This is a genomic window from Streptomyces sp. Je 1-79 (assembly GCF_025195125.1).
GTDB lineage: Bacteria > Actinomycetota > Actinomycetes > Streptomycetales > Streptomycetaceae > Streptomyces.
In genome coordinates this window covers 50743-67363 of the sequence record NZ_JAMGSL010000022.1, presented here as the reverse complement: position 1 = coordinate 67363, position 16621 = coordinate 50743, and the positions used below count along the sequence as shown (strand labels likewise).

The 16621-nt window shown below is 72.4% G+C and carries 18 protein-coding genes; 10 read left to right on the top strand and 8 right to left on the bottom strand.

What is annotated here, in order from left to right; genetic code table 11:
* Window positions 1-15: 15 nt before the first annotated feature.
* The gene (gene pdxH, locus M5362_RS32125; protein WP_260231466.1) at window positions 16-675 is read left to right on the top strand and encodes a pyridoxamine 5'-phosphate oxidase; all 660 of its coding nucleotides are present in this window, start codon (window positions 16-18) and stop codon (window positions 673-675) included.
* Here the strand turns inward: pdxH and M5362_RS32120 are convergent.
* Window positions 667-1545, bottom strand: a complete 879-nt coding sequence (locus tag M5362_RS32120) for a winged helix-turn-helix transcriptional regulator (protein WP_260231436.1) — start codon at window positions 1543-1545, stop codon at window positions 667-669. The two genes, pdxH and M5362_RS32120, sit on opposite strands and share 9 nt — an antisense overlap.
* Before the next feature lie 157 nt (window positions 1546-1702).
* On the opposite strand from M5362_RS32120, the gene M5362_RS32115 reads away from it, so the two are divergent.
* From M5362_RS32115 to M5362_RS32100, 4 genes are read left to right on the top strand one after another with little or no spacing between them, the layout of a single operon-like run.
* Window positions 1703-2506, top strand: a complete 804-nt coding sequence (locus tag M5362_RS32115) for an ABC transporter permease (protein ID WP_260231435.1) — start codon at window positions 1703-1705, stop codon at window positions 2504-2506.
* A 1-nt stretch (window position 2507) separates the two neighbouring features.
* The gene (locus M5362_RS32110; protein ID WP_260231434.1) at window positions 2508-3482 is read left to right on the top strand and encodes an ABC transporter ATP-binding protein; all 975 of its coding nucleotides are present in this window, start codon (window positions 2508-2510) and stop codon (window positions 3480-3482) included.
* On the top strand, window positions 3479-4300 hold the full coding sequence (locus tag M5362_RS32105; RefSeq protein ID WP_260231433.1) for an ABC transporter permease: 822 nt from the start codon (window positions 3479-3481) through the stop codon (window positions 4298-4300). Before M5362_RS32110 ends, M5362_RS32105 begins: the two co-directional genes overlap by 4 nt.
* 59 nt (window positions 4301-4359) lie before the next feature.
* The gene (locus M5362_RS32100) at window positions 4360-4905 is read left to right on the top strand and encodes a MepB family protein (RefSeq protein ID WP_260231430.1); all 546 of its coding nucleotides are present in this window, start codon (window positions 4360-4362) and stop codon (window positions 4903-4905) included.
* Between the two features lie 296 nt (window positions 4906-5201).
* Here the strand turns inward: M5362_RS32100 and M5362_RS32095 are convergent, their stop codons facing one another.
* Window positions 5202-5408, bottom strand: a complete 207-nt coding sequence (locus M5362_RS32095) for a DUF397 domain-containing protein (RefSeq protein WP_260231429.1) — start codon at window positions 5406-5408, stop codon at window positions 5202-5204.
* Complete coding sequence (locus M5362_RS32090) at window positions 5401-6198, bottom strand: helix-turn-helix transcriptional regulator (RefSeq protein WP_260231428.1); 798 nt, start codon at window positions 6196-6198, stop codon at window positions 5401-5403. The genes M5362_RS32095 and M5362_RS32090 overlap by 8 nt, the downstream gene beginning before the upstream one ends.
* A gap of 244 nt (window positions 6199-6442) precedes the next feature.
* On the opposite strand from M5362_RS32090, the gene M5362_RS32085 reads away from it, so the two are divergent.
* Window positions 6443-7891 (top strand): PAS domain-containing protein, encoded by a 1449-nt coding sequence (locus M5362_RS32085; RefSeq protein ID WP_260231426.1) that lies wholly within the window; start codon window positions 6443-6445, stop codon window positions 7889-7891.
* 143 nt (window positions 7892-8034) lie between these two features.
* Here the strand turns inward: M5362_RS32085 and M5362_RS32080 are convergent, their stop codons facing one another.
* Window positions 8035-8802, bottom strand: coding sequence for an SIS domain-containing protein (locus M5362_RS32080; protein ID WP_260231424.1), 768 nt, complete (start codon window positions 8800-8802; stop codon window positions 8035-8037).
* Window positions 8803-8962: 160 nt separating this feature from the next.
* Between M5362_RS32080 and M5362_RS32075 the strand changes: the two genes are divergently transcribed.
* Together M5362_RS32075 and M5362_RS32070 are read left to right on the top strand one after the other, a co-directional pair.
* Complete coding sequence (locus tag M5362_RS32075; RefSeq protein ID WP_260231422.1) at window positions 8963-9655, top strand: metal-dependent transcriptional regulator; 693 nt, start codon at window positions 8963-8965, stop codon at window positions 9653-9655.
* Window positions 9656-10144: 489 nt separating this feature from the next.
* A complete protein-coding gene (locus tag M5362_RS32070) occupies window positions 10145-10996 on the top strand; it encodes an alpha/beta fold hydrolase (protein ID WP_260231421.1) in 852 nt (283 codons plus the stop codon).
* A gap of 61 nt (window positions 10997-11057) precedes the next feature.
* On the opposite strand, the gene M5362_RS32065 is transcribed toward M5362_RS32070, so the two are convergent.
* Together M5362_RS32065 and M5362_RS32060 are read right to left on the bottom strand one after the other, a co-directional pair.
* A complete protein-coding gene (locus tag M5362_RS32065) occupies window positions 11058-12260 on the bottom strand; it encodes a serine hydrolase (protein WP_260231419.1) in 1203 nt (400 codons plus the stop codon).
* Between the two features lie 170 nt (window positions 12261-12430).
* Complete coding sequence (locus M5362_RS32060) at window positions 12431-13306, bottom strand: arginase family protein (RefSeq protein WP_260231418.1); 876 nt, start codon at window positions 13304-13306, stop codon at window positions 12431-12433.
* An 88-nt stretch (window positions 13307-13394) separates the two neighbouring features.
* On the opposite strand from M5362_RS32060, the gene M5362_RS32055 reads away from it, so the two are divergent.
* Complete coding sequence (locus tag M5362_RS32055; RefSeq protein WP_260231416.1) at window positions 13395-14600, top strand: hypothetical protein; 1206 nt, start codon at window positions 13395-13397, stop codon at window positions 14598-14600.
* A 68-nt stretch (window positions 14601-14668) separates the two neighbouring features.
* On the opposite strand, the gene M5362_RS32050 is transcribed toward M5362_RS32055, so the two are convergent.
* Window positions 14669-15217 (bottom strand): GNAT family N-acetyltransferase, encoded by a 549-nt coding sequence (locus M5362_RS32050; protein WP_260231414.1) that lies wholly within the window; start codon window positions 15215-15217, stop codon window positions 14669-14671.
* A gap of 245 nt (window positions 15218-15462) precedes the next feature.
* On the opposite strand from M5362_RS32050, the gene M5362_RS32045 reads away from it, so the two are divergent.
* Window positions 15463-16209 (top strand): bifunctional 2-polyprenyl-6-hydroxyphenol methylase/3-demethylubiquinol 3-O-methyltransferase UbiG, encoded by a 747-nt coding sequence (locus M5362_RS32045; RefSeq protein ID WP_260231413.1) that lies wholly within the window; start codon window positions 15463-15465, stop codon window positions 16207-16209.
* 75 nt (window positions 16210-16284) lie between these two features.
* Here the strand turns inward: M5362_RS32045 and M5362_RS32040 are convergent, their stop codons facing one another.
* Entirely contained in the window at window positions 16285-16425 is a 141-nt protein-coding gene (locus tag M5362_RS32040; RefSeq protein ID WP_260231412.1) for a hypothetical protein, read from the bottom strand.
* Between the last annotated feature and the right edge of the window lie 196 nt (window positions 16426-16621).

Sequence of the window (16621 nt, the reverse complement as noted above, 5' to 3'; positions counted from 1 at the left end):
TTCGATCCCGCCGACATGCGCGAGCAGTACCGCACCACGGAGCTGACTGTGGCCGACCTCGCCCCCGAACCGATCGAACAGTTCACGCGCTGGTTCAAGATCGCCGCCACGAGTCCGGCGATCCACGAGCCGAACGCCATGGTCGTCTCGACCGCGACGCCCGACGGCCGCCCCTCGTCCCGCACGGTGCTGCTGAAGCACTACGACGAGGCCGGTTTCGTCTTCTACACGAACTACGCCTCCCGCAAGGGCGGCGAACTGGCGGCCAACCCGTCCGTCGCGCTGCTCTTCCCCTGGCACCCGCTGGCCCGCCAGATCATCGTCACGGGCCGGGCGGTCCGCACCGGCCGGGACGAGACCGTCGCGTACTTCCGCACCCGCCCGCACGGCTCCCAGCTGGGAGCCTGGGCCAGTCGCCAGTCCTCGGTGATCGCGTCGCGCGACGAGCTGCTCGCCCGGTACGAGGAGCTGGCGGCGCGCTACCCGGCGGACGAGCAGGTGCCGGTGCCGCCGGAGTGGGGCGGCATCCGGGTCGTGCCGGAGACGGTGGAGTTCTGGCAGGGGCACGAGAACCGGCTGCACGACCGGCTGCGGTACGTGCGGGTGGGCGAGGGCGAAGGCGAGGGCGGCCAGGGCGAGGGCGCCGAGTGGCGCGTGGAGCGCCTCTCACCCTGACAGTCGCGCCGCCTCCGTGAGCGCCGTCTCGACGGCGTGCGGGATGTCCGTGACCGGGAACTGCACGTGCCGTACGGTCCGCTCCCGGTCCACGACGAGGACCGCGCGCTTGAGCCGGAGCGCCTGCCCGGCCCGGAAGGTCGGCAGCCGGAGCGCCGCCGAGAGCCGTGCGTCCATGTCGGAGAGGAGCGGGAAGGGGATCTCCTCGGCGGCGGCGAAGGCCCGCTGCTCGTCGGGGCGCTGGGTGGAGACCCCGTGCACGGCGATCCCCGCCGCCGTGAAATCCCCGTACGCGTCCCTGAACAGCCGGTTCTCCAGCGTGCAGCCGACCGTGCCGGGGATGTCGTTCCACCCCTCGGGCAGCGGGCTCGGCCGCCCGGTCGCGGGGTAGCAGAACAGCACGGTGGCGGCGGCGTCCGGGGCGACCGGGTCCCGCTCGGCACCGGTGTGCGCGGGCAGGGTCAGGCGCGGCAGCCGGGTGCCGGGGAGCTCGTGGACCCGGTGGGCCTCGGCGCTGTGCTCGTCGGCGGAGGCGGTGAGGCTGCCGTCGCCGAGCAGCCAGCGGTCGGACCAGTCCTGCATCGCGACCAGGACGGGCAGCAGGGCGCGGCCGGCCGGGCTGAGCCGGTACTCGTACCGTACGGGCCCCTCCTGGTACGGCACCTTGTCGAGGACACCGCTGTCGACGAGGTGGCCGAGACGTTCGGCGAGGACCTTCCGGGAGATGCCCAGCTCGCTCTGGAGCTCGTCGAAGCGGTGCCGGCCGCGCGCGGTCTCCCGTACGAGCAGCAGGCTCCACCAGTCGCCGACGACGGCGGCGGCCTGGGCGATGGCGCAGGCGGCGTCGCGCTCGGGCACGGCTCGGGCCATGCGTTCCTCCTCGGTCGGGCAACCGCTCCATCTTGCGCCATCGAGTGAGTTCCCGATAGAAACTCAGTGTAAGTTCCCAAAGGAAACTCACTGATCGCAGAGATCGATCTCCACGACTCGTCGCGGAGGTCGATCCACCGGGGGAGGGATCGCTCGCATGCCCATAGCCTGGGCAACCGCCTGGCGCACCTGGCAGATGACCCGCCGCGCCTATCCATGGACCTACGCCGTCGGCACGGTCCTGCCCGCCGCGCTCGCCATCTCGCTGGCGTACCTCGGCTACCACGCCGTCGGCGGCGGGGCCGTCGCCGACGACTTCGCCGCCGGCAGCGGCACCACCGCCTACCTCGCCTACGTCGTCGTCGGCGCCACGGCCTTCCAGTTCGCCGTCCGCCTCATCCTCTGGTCCGCGAAGGCGCTGATCACCGAGCAGCGGCAGGGCACGCTCGGCGCCCTCCTCATCGCCCCGGCCGGCCGCTTCCCGTACCTCGCGGGCTTCACCGCCTTCGCCGTCCTGAGCAGCCTGGTCGAGTTCCTCGCCCTGGGCGTCGTCGTCGCCCTGCTCGGCATCTCCGTCCCGGTCTCCTCCGCGGCCGGCCTGCTCCTCGGCGCTCTCGCGCTCTCCGGCGCCGTCTTCGCGCTCTCGGTCGGGCTCGGCGGACTGATGATCGCCGCGGGCGAGGCGCACATCTCGCAGAACACCGTCTTCATCGTCCTCGGCCTGGTCGGCGGCTTCACCTTCCCCCGCGCCTACCTGCCCGGACCCGTCCAGTGGTTCGCCGAGCTGCTCCCGACGACCGCGGCCACGGACGTCCTGCACGCGGCGACCACCGGCGGCCAGTCGCTGCCCGACCTCCTGCCCAGGCTGGCGGTGTCCGCGGCGGTGAGCGCCGTGTACCTGCTCCTGGGCCTGACATACCTGCCGCGGGCCGAGGCCCGCGCCGTGGAAAGGACGTACTGACGTGACGGGCATCCAGGTCCGGGACCTGCGCAAGGACTTCCCCGTACGGAACAAGGGGCTCTTCGGCCCCCGCACCTTCAAACGGGCGGTCGACGGCCTCGACCTCGACATCCCGCCCGGCCGGATCACCGGCCTCCTCGGCCTCAACGGCGCCGGCAAGACCACGACCATCAAGACCCTCGCCACCCTGCTGCGCCCCACCTCCGGCACGGTCACCGTCGACGGCCTCGACACGGTCGCCGACGCCCGCGCCGTACGCCGCCGCATCAACCTCATCGCGGGCGGCGAGCGCATGGTCTACACCCGCATGACCGGCCGGGAGAACCTCTGGTACTTCGGCCAGCTCTACGACGTCCCGAAGCGGGACCTGCGCGCCCGCACCGACGAACTGCTGAGCCTGGTCGGCCTCACGGACGCGGCGGACACCATGGTCGAGCGGTACTCGCGCGGCATGACCCAGCGCCTCGCCATCGCCCGGGGGCTCGTCAACACCCCCGACTACCTGCTGCTCGACGAGCCGACGCTCGGCCTCGACGCCCCGATCGCCCGCGACCTGCGCCGCGTCGTGGCCCGCCTCGCCGAGGAGGGCACGGGCGTCCTCCTCACCTCCCACTACCTCGCCGAGGTCGAGGAGCTCTGCTCCCACGTGTACGTGATCTCCGGGGGCCGCCACCTCGCGGAGGGCAGCCCGGCGGAGCTGAAGGCGGCCACCGGCAGCCACCGCACCATCCGCCTCACCGTCACCAACCCGGGCACGGCGACCGCCGCGGTGGCCGAACGCTTCGGCGCGGTACGCGAGCCCCTCCCAGGGGGCGCCGAGTTGATCACCCTGCGACACCCGGACGACATGGCGGGCCCGCTCGCGGCGGCCGTCGTCGGGGCGGGCGGCTCGATCGGCGGCCTGGAGATCGCGGAAGCGAGCCTGGAGGACGCGATCATGGCGCTGGCGGAGACCGGCGCGGAGGCCCTCGTATGAACCACGCCCTGCGCGTCTTCGCGGCGGAGGCCCTGAAGCAGCACCGACGCCTCTTCGGCCAGCCGCTGGTCGCCTTCTCGATGCTGGTCTGGCCGGTCCTCCAACTGGCCACCACCTACTACACCCTGCGCCCCGTCGCGACCGCCTCCCCGGCCGCCGCGAACTGGCCGCTCGCCGCGGACCCCGACCGCCTCCTGGCGTTCCTGGCCACCGGCACCCTGGCGTACGCCTTCTTCTTCTCCCTCGTCCAGAGCGCCTGGCACCTCTCCTTCGAGCGGACCACGGGCACCCTGGAGCTCCTCTTCCTCTCCCCGGCAGGCCGGCTCACCCTCATGATCGCCAACGGCGCGGGAGCCCTCCTCCAGAACGCCTGGCTGCTCACCTGCTTCACCGTCGCCGCCCTCACCGGTTTCGGCGTGCTGTCGGTCGCGGCCTGGTGGATGTACGGAATCGTCTTCCTGGCCCTGCTGGTCCCGGCGGTGGCGTGGGGCGCGTTCCTCAACAGCCTTCTGGTCTTCTCGCGCGACTCGGCGTTCCTGTACACGATCCTCGACGAGCCGCTGTGGTTCGTGTCGGCCGTCCGCCTGCCGCACTTCGCCCTGCCCACGCTGGTCCAGGCCGTCGGCGCGGTCTTCCCGCTCACGGGCAGCCTGATCGCGGTCCGCGGAGCCCTCCTCGAACACCGCACCCTGACCGACCTCGCCCCGACCCTCCTCGGCCTCACGGCCCTGAGCGCGCTGCTGCTGGGAGCGGCGGCGGTCATCCTCAAGGCCGGCGAGGCGAGGTCCCAGCGCACGGGCCGGCTGTCGATGGCGTAGCCCGGGCCCGCGATAAGGCCGAGGCGGGCGGCGGCGAGCCCCCGTGACAGGGTGGACCCATGACGGTGAACTCTCTTGGACGCGAACCGTGGTCCGACGCCACCCCGGTCCACGGTGATCTCCTGGCGGCGAAGGAGGCGGTCTACGACCCCTGCGGATTCACCTGCTCGCAGCCACTTCCCGAAGCCGAGAGCGCCGAGTACGCCGCCCACACCTTCACCCTCGACGGTCTCTCGGTCCGGTTCCGCGCGGCGAGGACGACCCCCACCAAGGTCGGCCAGTTCGTCACCGTGTGGAAGAGGTCCCCGGGCGGCCCCATCCAGCCCTTCGACGTCACGGACCGCGTCGATCTCTTCGTGATCAGCAGCCGGGACGAGCACCACTTCGGCCAGTTCGTCTTCCCCGCGGAGGCGCTGCGCCGGCGTGGTGTCGTATCGGCGGACGGGTCCGGCGGGAAGCGCGCCTTCCGCGTCTACCCGCCCTGGGTGACCACGACCAGCCGCCAGGCCGGCAGCTCCCAGGCCTGGCAGCGGGAGTACTTTCTCCACCTGGACCGGGAGGACCCCCTCGACTCCGCCCGCGCCCGGGAGCTCTACCACCCCTAGGCGCACGGCCGGCGCCGGAAGGGCCGGGGAACGCAGACGACCCGTGGGCCTTGGTCCCGTCCGCTCGAGTTCGGACGAGAGCCGGCCGGACTTACCGGCGGCCCACGGGTCGGGTGACTGCTTGGGTTTCGACAGCTGACCTGCCGAGGTGCACAGAGTGCGACGGCAGGCCGTTAGCCCGCAGTCACCTCACGAGTCCGAAAAGAAACCATTTTTCCGGATCACCTCCTTTCGCGTGTACCCCCACACTAGGAACCCTTCGGCGAAGGCTCAAGTGTTTTTTCCGCCCCGGACGGTCAGCCCTTGAGCCCGGCCACGAACGTCGACCAGACGGAGGGCGGGAAGACCAGGGCCGGACCGGCGGGGGCCTTGGAGTCGCGGACGGGGACGCCGGCGGGGTGGTGGTCGACGACCTCGACGCAGCTACCAGACTCGTTGCCGCTGTAGGTCGACTTGCGCCAGCCGCTCAGGGTGGAAGCGTGGGAAATGGTGCGCTCACTCATCGCGTCCGTACTCCTTCGCTGTAGCTCGCAACAGAGCCAGGGACTCGCGCTGGGGCAGTGCATCGCCCAGTGCGAGATCGTACCTGTTCTGCAGCCGCTCGACCGTGGCCGGGGAGTCGTGCACCCTGCCGATCGACGTACCTTCGCTGTAGGCAGCCGGAGGCTGGTCCTCGAACGACATCAACGTCAGCATCCCTTGCATCAGCGGGTGCAAGCCCATTCCGAAGGGCAGTACATGCGTGCGCACTCGCCCGCACTCGACCAGCTGGACGAGGTGCAGGAGCTGTTCCTCCATGATGTCCGGGCTGCCCGCCGGGCGCCGTAAGACGGCTTCATCGAGCAGCGCCCACACGACCGGTGTCACTGGATCGGCCAGGATCTGGGACCGCTTGAGCCGCGCGGCCACGTGCCTCTCGTTCTCCTCCTCGCTTCGAGGCGGGAAGGCTGTGGACAGCACCGCACGCGCGTATCTGGGTGTCTGGAGGATGCCCGGAACGTACGACACTGCGAACTCGCGGATCATCGTGGCCTGTTGCTCGAGCAGCCGGGCAGCCTCGAAGTAGTCGGCGATCACGCCGCCGTCGTCCTGTGGCCGGAACGTGCTCAGTACGTCCCCGGTGTTCAGCACTCTGTCCAGCCGCTTCGCGTCCTCCTTGGACGGAACGCGCCGCCCCGCCTCGATGTGCGCGATGTGCGTACGGCTCATGATTGCCGCACCCGCCAGCTCCTGCTGGGTGAGATCCGCCGCCTCGCGTCGTTCCCTGAGCCATTCCCCGTACGTACTGGCCATGCCCCACTCCCGTGCCTCAACGCCTTGACCTGGTCCACCCACGCTCCGCGTCAGGACATTCGGCACGCCCCCGCTTTCCCCGAACTGGGCGCGCGGGGCCCGTCGTTCCTACAGAAGGCGCCCCGCGTTCGTTTCCGGGGCGCAACGATTTCATTGAACCAGGTGTGTCCTGCGTCACGTTCGAGTTGAATGATCTGAGGCGTGCGGATGCACGTGCGTACACCGTCCTGCAGGGGGTGCCGGGATGAGTGCTGCCAGGAGTGAGACCGCGGAGCGGCGGGACGCGGAGGGGCCGGGGGCCGATCTGCTCGCCGCGCTGCTCGACGGGATGGACGCGGCGCTCTGTGCCTTCGACGCCGACGGCACCGTCACGCACTGGAACAAGGAGGCCGAGCGGATTCTCGGCTGGCGCGCCGAGGAGGCCGTAGGGCGGCGGGGGTTCGAGGGGTGGGCGGCGCGGCCCGCCGACGCCGCCGAGGCGCTGGCCCGGCTGATGGCCGCGATGGAGGCGCCGGGCCGCCTGGTGCACGAGTTCGCGCTGGTACGGAAGGACGGTGGCCGCGTCCTCGTGCGGACGCAGTCGGCCGGGGTGCGCGGCGCGGACGGCAAGCCCGCCGGGGTGTACTGCGCGTTCAGCGAGGTGCACGCGCAGATCGACCTGGAACGTTCGATCGCGCTCAGCGAGGCGCTGCTGGAGGAGGCCTCCTGGGGTGTCGTCCTCGTCGACGTGGACCTGCGCCCGACCGTCGTCAACGGCCACGCCGCCCGCGTCATGGGCGCGGGGCGTACGACGCTGCTCGGGCGTCCGCTGGGGGAGCTGATCACCCAGGGCGTGGAGGAGTTGGAGGGCGCGCTGGAGCACGTGCTCGCGGAGGGCGCGCCGAAGGCGCCGGCGGAGGTGTGGGTGACGCTCCGGACGCCGGAGGGCGACCGGCGGCGGTGCTGGCGCAGCGGGTTCGTGCGGCTGGCGTCCCCGCTGGCGGAGGAGCCGGTTCCGCTGGGGGTCGGGTGGCTGTTCCAGGACGTCACGGAGGAGCGGCTGGCCGAGCAGGAGGCGGGCCGGCTGCGGTTCCGGTACAGCCAGCTGCACCGGGCGGGCGCGGTGGCGGCCGAGTGCGAGGACCCGCGGGAGGCCGCGACGGTCCTGCTGGACTTCGCGCTCGCCGGGTTCGCCGATCACGCGCTGGTGGACGTGGCGGCGGGGGAGCGGCGGCTCGTACGGGTCGCGGCGACGCCGGCGGGCGAGCCGGGCCCGGTCGTACCGGTCGCGGGCGGCGGTATCCCCCTTCGCTACCCGTCGGCGCACCCGGTCCTCCAGGCGCTTTCCCGTACGGGACCGGTACGGGCCTCGGCGTCCGTCACGGCCGGTCCGCAGGCCGCCGAGGACTGGGCGACGGAGCGGCACTGGCCCCGTGACGCGGTCCACGCGCTCTGCCTGCCGCTGCGCAGCCGGGGCAGGACGGTGGGCGCGGTGACGTTCCTGCGCGCCGCGTCCCGTACGGCTTTCGAGCGCCCGGACGCGGTGTACGCGGAGGCGGTGGCGGTACGGGTCGCGGCGTCGCTGGACCTGGCGGGGATGACGACGACCGCGGCGGGGCCGGGCGCGGGGGGACCGGGTGGCGCGGGGGCGGCCGGACCGGGAACGGGTGGACCGGGTGGGCCGGGAGCGGGTCAGGCGGGCGGGCGGCGGTAGCCGTCCACGGGACCGGGCCCGCGACCGGGCTCAGGGCCTTACCCGTACGGGGTCGCGTAACCGTGTCCGTGTCCGTGTCTGTATCCGCGCCCGGGCCCGGCACTGCCGCCCTCGCCCGTCCGCACGTCGCCGCGACCTCCGGCTCAGTGCCGGTAGAAGATCCGGTCGGCGTACTCCGTCATCACGCGGCCGTTCCACTCGTGGCCGCCGTCGACGTTCCCCGAGCGCAGCAGCGGCGGTTCGATGCCGAGACGGACCATCTCCTCGGCCGCCGCGGCCATCGTGGCCTGCATCAGGGCGCTGGTGACGACCGTCGAGGCCGGGGCGAAGGGCGCCTCGATGCCCTCGTGGGTCAGTTCGGCGTCGCCGACCGGGATCCGCGAGTCGAGGACGATGTCGCAGTGGTCCTTCAGGTACGTCCCCGAGACGTGCCGGGACTTCGTCTCGGTCGCGTACGCCACCGAGGTGACGCCGATCACGGTCAGTCCCAGGGCGCGGGCGTTCATCGCCATCTCGACGGGCAGCGCGTTGCGCCCGGAGAGCGAGATGATGATCAGGACGTCGCCGGCCTTGGCGGGCGAGGAGTCGAGCACCGCGCCGGCCAGGCCGTCCACCCGTTCCAGGGCGGAGCCCAGCGTCGCGGGCATGACGTCGACGCCGACGACGCCGGGGACGGCGAGCAGGTTCATCAGGGCGAGGCCGCCCGCCCGGTAGACCACGTCCTGGGCGGCCAGCGAGGAGTGGCCGGCGCCGAACGCGAAGAGGCGGCCGCCCGCGGCGACGGCCTCGGCGATCGCCGTTCCGGCTGCGGCGACCTCCCCGGCGTCCTGGTCGCGGACCTGCTGGAGCAGGCCGATCGCCGCGTCGAAGAACTGCCCTGCCAGCTTGGACTCGCGCGCGCTGTCGCCCATTCCGGAAGCTCCTTGTCGTCGTGTCGCGGATCACGGTGCGGTCTGGACCATTGCTCTGTCAATACCGCCTTTCCCTGCCGTTTCCCCTGCGCGGCACGGTTGTCCGTGGGATGCGTCAGAATTGGTGCAGGGCCAGCGCACGACTCATCGAGGGGCACGTATGTCCGGACTGATCGACACCACGGAGATGTATCTCCGCACCATCCTCGAGCTGGAAGAGGAAGGTGTGGTCCCCATGCGCGCCCGGATCGCGGAGCGGCTCGATCAGAGCGGCCCGACGGTCAGCCAGACGGTGGCCCGTATGGAGCGCGACGGCCTGGTGGCCGTCGCGAGCGACCGGCACCTGGAGCTGACGGACGAGGGCCGGCGGCTGGCGACGCGCGTGATGCGCAAGCACCGGCTCGCGGAGTGTCTTCTCGTCGACGTGATCGGCCTGGAGTGGGAGCAGGTCCACGCGGAGGCCTGTCGCTGGGAGCACGTGATGAGCGAGGCCGTGGAGCGGCGCGTTCTGGAGCTCCTGCGGCACCCGACGGAGTCGCCGTACGGCAACCCGATCCCGGGTCTGGAGGAGCTGGGCGAGAAGGCCGAGGCGGAGTCCTTCCTGGACGACTCCATGGTGTCCCTCGCCGACCTGGACCCGGGTACGGACGGCAAGACGGTCGTCGTGCGCCGGATCGGGGAGCCGATCCAGACGGACGCGCAGCTGATGTACACGCTGCGCCGCGCGGGCGTGCAGCCCGGCTCGGTGGTGAGCGTGACGGAGTCGGCGGGCGGGATCCTGGTCGGCAGCAGCGGCGAGGCGGCCGAGCTGGAGGCCGACGTGGCGGCGCACGTCTTCGTGGCGAAGCGCTAGGGCCTGTCGGCCCGGTCCTCCGGCTTCCGCGGGCGGCGCCGGGGCGCCGTCGCGTCCGTGGTCGGCCCGGGTCCTCGCAGCTCGGGAGGGTGCGGGGCTTCCGCGGCCCGTTTTACGGCGGAATCGCCACGCCCACGCCCCTCGGCGTGCCACGCTGGGTGCAGCCGTACGGCCGGGGAGGGGTGGGTGCGATGGAGTCGTCCGGGGCGGTGTGCCACCAGACAGAGGGCCCCGGCGCCCATGGGCGCCGGGGCCTGTCCTCCCCTGTGCTGACCCGGAGCCCCGAGCTCCCAGGGTCATTCCCCACGGACCGTTTTCCCCGAGCGGTCCGCCTCCCGCTGAAGATCTCCCCTCGGCGGCGCTCGTCAATCCTTGAGCGCCGTCACTCGAACGAGGGGTGTTACGTGGCAGAACCCCATTTTCGAATATGGGTTCGATAGTCTGGCGGTGCTCGACACGCTCGATGGGAAAGAGGGGGTGCCAGGGAACATGGTGCGACGTCTCGACGTCACCGGGGCCGGCGGCGTACGCCTGGCTGCCTGGGAGTTCACGGAAGAGCGGGCGGGGACGGCCGGGTCCGGCGTCTTACTTCTGCACGGCCTGATGGGGCGCGCCTCCCACTGGGCCCCCACCGCCCGCTGGCTGGCCGAGCGCCATCGGGTCGTCGCCCTGGACCAGCGCGGTCACGGCCGGAGCGACAAGCCCGGCGCGGGCCCCTTCACGCGTGAGGCGTACGTCGCGGACGCGGCCGCCGCCGTCGAGCAGCTCGGCCTCGGCCCCGTCACCCTCGTCGGTCACTCCATGGGCGCGCTCACCGCCTGGCAGCTCGCCGCCGAGCACCCCGACCTTGTCCGCGCCCTGGTCATCTGCGACATGAGGGCGTCGGCCCTCGGAGCCGCCTCCCAGCGGGAGTGGCAGGACTGGTTCCGCCGCTGGCCGGTGCCCTTCCCCTCGCTCGACGGCGTACGCCAGTGGTTCGGCGACGAAGACCCCTGGGTCGAGCGGCCGAACCCCGCGCGCGGCGAGTTCTTCGCCGAGGTGATGTCCGAACGCCCCGACGGCTGGTACCCGGTCTTCGACCCCGCCCAGATGCTGACCTCCCGCGAGACCTGGGTCCACGACGCCCACTGGGACTCGCTCGCCCAGGTCCGCTGCCCGACGCTCGTGGTCCGCGGCCTGGACGGCGAACTGGGCCGCGCCGAGGCCCAGGAGATGGTCCGCGTCCTCCCGCGCGGGGCGTACGCGGAGATCCCGGACGCGGGCCACCTCCTCCACTACGACCACCCCGAAGCCTGGCGCACGGCGATCGAGCCGTTCCTGGAGGGCGTCCTGACGTCGTAGCCGGTGGGACGGCGGGCGCGGCACCGCGCGGCACCGCTCGGCCGCCCCGCCGCCCCCTCGGCTACCGCGGCTGGACCGAGCCGTCGTACACGTTCTCCGGGGTCACGATCGCCGTCACGGCCCGGGCGACCAGCGTGCTCGGCTCCTGGCCTCCGGCGGAGATGTCCGTGTTGAGCATGAGCACCATCGTGGCCTTCTGCGAGGGCAGATAGACCGTCACGGTCTCGTAGCCCGGGATGGATCCGTTGTGCCCGATCCAGCCGTTCGCATCGAAGATGCCGAGTCCGTAGCTCGTGCCGGGGAAGCCCGTCGGCAGCGTCCTGAGCCGCTCCGCCTGGGACTGCGGGCTGAGCAGCTCCCCGGTGGCCACGATCTTCGCCCAGCGGCGCAGGTCGTGCAGGTCCGAGATCATCGCCCCCGCCGCCCAGCCCCAACTGGGGTTCCAGTCCGTCGAGTCGGCGACCTCGCCGCTCAGCGTCTGGTCGGTGTAGCCCCGCGGGTGCGGCTCGGGGAACTCCGCCCCCGTCGGGAAGAGCGTCTCGCGCAGCCCGGCCGGGCGGAGGACCCGCCGGTCGATGACGTCGGCGAGGCGCTGACCGGTGACCTTCTCGATCACGAGGCCGAGGAGGACGAGGTTGGTGTTGGAGTACTCGAACTGCGTGCCCGGCGCGAAGGTGTTGTCGTGCCGGTAGCCGTACGCGAGCACCTCGTGCGGGGTGAACGCGCGGTACGGATCGCTCAGCAGGGCATGGACGAAGTCCGGGTCGGAGGTGTACGGGAAGAGTCCGCTGCGCATCTCGGCCAGGTGACGCAGCGTGATGTTGTCGCCGTTGGGCACGCCGTCGATGTAGCGGGAGATCGGGTCGTCCAGCCCGACCCTGCCGGCATCGACGAGCTGCAGGAGCGCGGTGACCGTGAAGGTCTTGGTCTCGCTGCCGATCCGTACGGCGCCGTAGGTGGTCATCGGCTTGCCGGTGACCTTGTCGGCGACGCCGAAGGCACGGACGTAGCACCCCTTGCCCGGCATCCACACCCCGGCGACGACCCCGGGGATGCCGGCCTGGGTACGGACGTCCTCGATGGCCTTGTCCAGCCGCGCGGTCAGCTCCGGGCCGAGACCCTCGTCGCGCGGGCAGTCCTGCGTGCCGTGCCGGTGGGAGGGCGGGGCGGGGATGGCGGTGGCGGGAGTGGTGGCCACGGGGGCCAGCACGGACGCCACGAGCAGCGCGGCGGCGAACAGACGGCGGGTGGGGGTGCGTCGCATGTCGGGGCGTCTCTTCCAGTTCGGGATCGGGCCGGTTCAGGATCGGGAACGCCAACGTGACCCCCGCGACCCCCGCGCGCGTCCTTTCCCCGGCCCAACGCCCCGGAGAGTCCACTCGTTCGGACCCGGCCGACGAAGCGCTCCGGGCCCTGTCAGGCAGCCTTCGACCGTCAGCCGCCCGGCCGGGACGACAGGGCCGAGCGCAGGCACTCGGTCAGCCGGGCCGCGATCGTCCCGTCGGGGTCCAGGCGCGGGTTGAAGATCGTGACGTCGAACCCGACGGCCCGCTCGTCGGCCAGGGCCGTCCGTAGTACGGCCTCCAGCTCCGCCCAGCTCAGCCCGCCGGGCAGGCGGTAGTCGACGGCAGGCATGATCGCGTCGTCCAGGACGTCGACGTCCAGATGGACCCAGTACCCGCCCTGTTCGGCGAGCCGGCCGACGGCGCCGCGAGCGGCCTCGCCGGCACCGACCGCGCGCACGTCGTCGAGGTCGAGGGCGTACAGCCCCGGCGGGAGCGGCCGGCTCCCGGCCGCGGCGGACTCGTCGGCGTCCCGGAACCCGAAGGCGACGACGTCCTCGTCCCGGACCAGCGGCCCCCGCCCTTCGAGATCGGCGAGGATGCGGGGGCCGCGCCCGGTGGCGAGGGCGAGCTCCATCGACGCCACCTCGCCGGTCGGCTCGGCGGACGGCTGGTAGAAGTCGGTGTGCCCGTCGAGGAAGAGGAGGCCGTAGCGCCCCCGGCGGCGCAGTGCGAGGAGATTGCCGAGCAGGATGCTGCAGTCGCCGCCGAGAACGACGGGGAACCGCCCGGAGTCGAGGACCTCGCCGACGACATCCGCCAGCTGTACGGAGTACCGCGCGATGCCGCCCGGATTCAGCATCCCCGTCCCGGCGTCCCGTACGGGGTCGTACTCCGGAGCCTCCAACCGTCCCGCCCGCGGCATCCCGCCGAGCAGGACCCCGGGCAGTTCCTCGACCCCGGACGGCCGCAGTCCGAGGACGGACGGAGCCTCGACGACGACCGGCTCAGGGCTGATCAGTGGCATACGTCCATGGTGTCCCAGCCGGGAGGACCGCGTGCACCTCGATGAAAATGCCCTGCTCAGCGAGGTGCGGGAGCAGTAGCATCCCCGAATGCCGAGCATCGAGACCCTGATCCCGCAGGCCGGACGCGCCGACACCACCGGCTTGCTGGAGGTGGACGCGCGGGTACTCGCCCGGTACGTGGCCGACGCCCGGCACCCGTGGTGGCGCCGCAGGCCTTGCGTGATCGCGCTGACCGGGCGGGTCCCGGAGCGGTACGTCCCCGAGCTGACGGCGCGCGTCCGCGACCCCCGCGACACCGCCGAGGTACGCACCGCCCTCCTCGACCTGCTCGCGGACCGGCCGGAGCTGCTGCCCTGGCTGCGGCACGAGGACCGCCGCGGCGACACCTCGTACGGCATGGCCGAGGCGTTCCTGAAGGCGCGGGGCCTGCTCGGCGACCGCTCGGCCGCGCGCGAGCTGGCGACCCTCGCCGCCTCGCCGTGGCCGCGCGTCCGGGCCGCCGGGGAGGCGGGTCTGGACGGACTGGTGGACCGGTGGGGCACGGCTTCGGTCCTGGCGGACCTGGGCACGGCCCGGCCCGAGGACCGGATCTTCCAGCTCCGGATGCGCTACCGCGCCGACGAGGACGTGACGGACGCGCTCGCGGACCCGGACCGTGGGGTCGCGTACCTCGCCCAGTCGCTCGCGACCGACGCGGACCGCCTGCGCCACTGCATCGACGAGGCGCCGACGGTCGAGGCCAGGTTGTGGGCGGCGTACGCGCTGCACGGCCTCACCGAGGACACCGCCGAGACCAGGGAGGTCTACGAGCGCCTGGGCCGCCCCCGGGTCGAGGTCGAGGGCCTGGACGAGGAGCTGCGCGCCGCGATCGTCCACGCGTACGGCCCCGGCTGCGCGCACCGGAGCGACCCCCGGTGGCGCGTCGAGGCTCTGTGCACCGAGCCCCCCGCCCGCCCCGACATGGACGACCGGCTGCGCCGCGCGACGTCCGCGCTCACGGCAGCGGGCCTGGCCCCGAAGCCCCCGGTCTCGTGCGGCGAGGACAACCAGCAGGGGGACGGGACGTACTACGTGATCGAGGCCGGCGGGAGCCGGCTCCTGATCAGCACCCTCGGCCCGTTCGCGACCGGCGAGGACGACGGCTGCGCCGCCCGCGGGGCGCTGGAATCGGCGGGCTTCCGCTGGATCGACGCGGAGACCGGCGCGATCCGGGTCACGGACCTGTGCGTCTACTACTTCGGCGCCCGCGAACCCCTCACGGTCGAGACGCTGCTCTTCTACTGGCAGGACTAGGGGGCCGCCCCGGTCGACGCGCCGGCCCAAGACGGGCCGGGGGCTCGGCGCGTGCGGCGTCCCGTGGTTCAGACCTCGGGCAGGGACGGATCGGGCGTCCAGGGCTGCGGTGCGGTGGCGGCCCAGCGTTCGTGGTCCCGCCAGGCCCCGTCGATGTAGAGGTAGGCCGGCGACACGCCCTCGTAGCGGAAGCCCAGCCGCTGGACCAGGGCCACGGACGCCCTGTTCCCCGGCTGAATACTGGCCTCCAGCCGGTGGAGGCGCAGCTCGGTGAAGGCGTACCGCAGGGTGGCGGCGACCCCCTCGGTCATGTAGCCGTGCCCCGCGGACGGGGCGAAGGCCGCATAGCCGAGGGACGCGCCCTGGTAGCGGCCCCGGATGATCGAGTTGATGTTGACCATGCCTGCGGCTGCCCCGGTCTCCCGGACCCGGACCAGGAAGCCCTGGTTGGCCCCGTCGTCGAAGCGGCCCATCCAGAGCTGGAACTCCTCCGCGGTCGCGGGCAGCTGCATCCACGGCAGGTGCAGCCTGGAGCTGGCCCGCGCGAGCGCGCAGAACTCGTCCTGGTCGGAGCGGGTGAGCGGGCGGAGTTCGACGCGGGTCGGCAGCTTCGGCATGGACCAACGTTAGGCCCGTGCCCGAGGGGCCCGCCGAGTGAGGGGTTGTTCTGTGCAACACCTCTGGCGCGGCTGCGTACTTCTCGCGCCCAGGTGCCACCGCCCCACCTCTGTCCTGCGGTTCGTCCGTGTGAGTACCGACTCGCCCCCCTGATCTTTGTAGCTCTTGCCAGTACGAGCCCGCCGTCGCGTCTGGAGAGACTGCCGGAGTCCGGAGCAAGGACACCCAACGGGAGGAGTGCGCGGTGAGCGCGCAGCAGACGTACGACGAGATCGGTGAGGCGTTCGAGGGGTTCAAGGGCCTGCCGCTGGCCCAGTACGTGGAAGCGCCCAGCTTCCTTCGCATGGTCGGGGACGTCGAGGGCAAGAAGGTGATCGACCTCGCCTGCGGCACCGGCTTCTACAGCCGGGAGCTGAAGCGGCGCGGCGCGGCGGAGGTGTTCGGCGTCGACATCTCCGGCGAGATGATCGGTGCCGCGGCACGCATCGAGCAGGCCGACCCGCTGGGTGTCCGCTACGAGGTCGGCGACGTGGCGGGCCTGTCGACGGCGGGGGACCGTTACGACGTGGCGACCGCGGTGATGCTGCTCAACTACGCGGAGACCGTCCCCGAGTTCGAGCAGATGTGTCGCCGGGTGCACGGGACTCTGAAGAGCGGCGGCGAGTTCTTCATGCTCCATCAGAGGCCGGACTACGACTTCTCCGGCCCGTCGCCGCGCCCGTACGGGTTCCTGACCGAGCTGACGGGCGAGGAGGCCGGCACCGGGCCCCGGGTGCGGGTCACCGCGCTGCTTGAGGGTGCGCCGATCTCGTTCACCTCCGGTCTGGCGCGCCGCGAGGTCTTCGAGACGTCCCTGGCCAAGGCCGGGTTCAGCGAGATCACCTGGGTGCCGACCGAGGTGTCGCCCGCAGGGGTCGCCGCGTACGGCGACGCGTTCTGGGCGGACTACCGGACCAACCCGGCGTTCGAGATGCTCCGCTGCCGCGCCTGACGGCCCGGACGCGCCCGGCGACGCGCCGGGAGACGGCCCGCCGGGAGACCGGCGGGCCGTGCGGGCCGAACGCGGTTACGCCTGCTGGCAGTAGAAGGCCCCGGCCCCGTCCCACACCCACTCGCAGCTGATGTCGGCGTGGCTGGTCCCGGCGAAGCCGAGCGTGATGAGTGTGGTCATGGCCAGGACCGTCAGGGTCTTGCGCACTGCTGACATGGTTCCCCCTCGGAGAAGCGGACGTGCGTCGCGGCGCGACGGCCCCAAGGTAGTTCCGAACCCGCTTGACCGGCAGGTGAGTTACGGCCAAGCACGCGTCGTCGGGGCAAGGTGCCCGCGAGAATTCCGACCGGGCCTTGTTCGCGGGAGCGGCGTGGCCAGGAACAGCATGGCGGCGGGCCGCCGGGATGCCTCC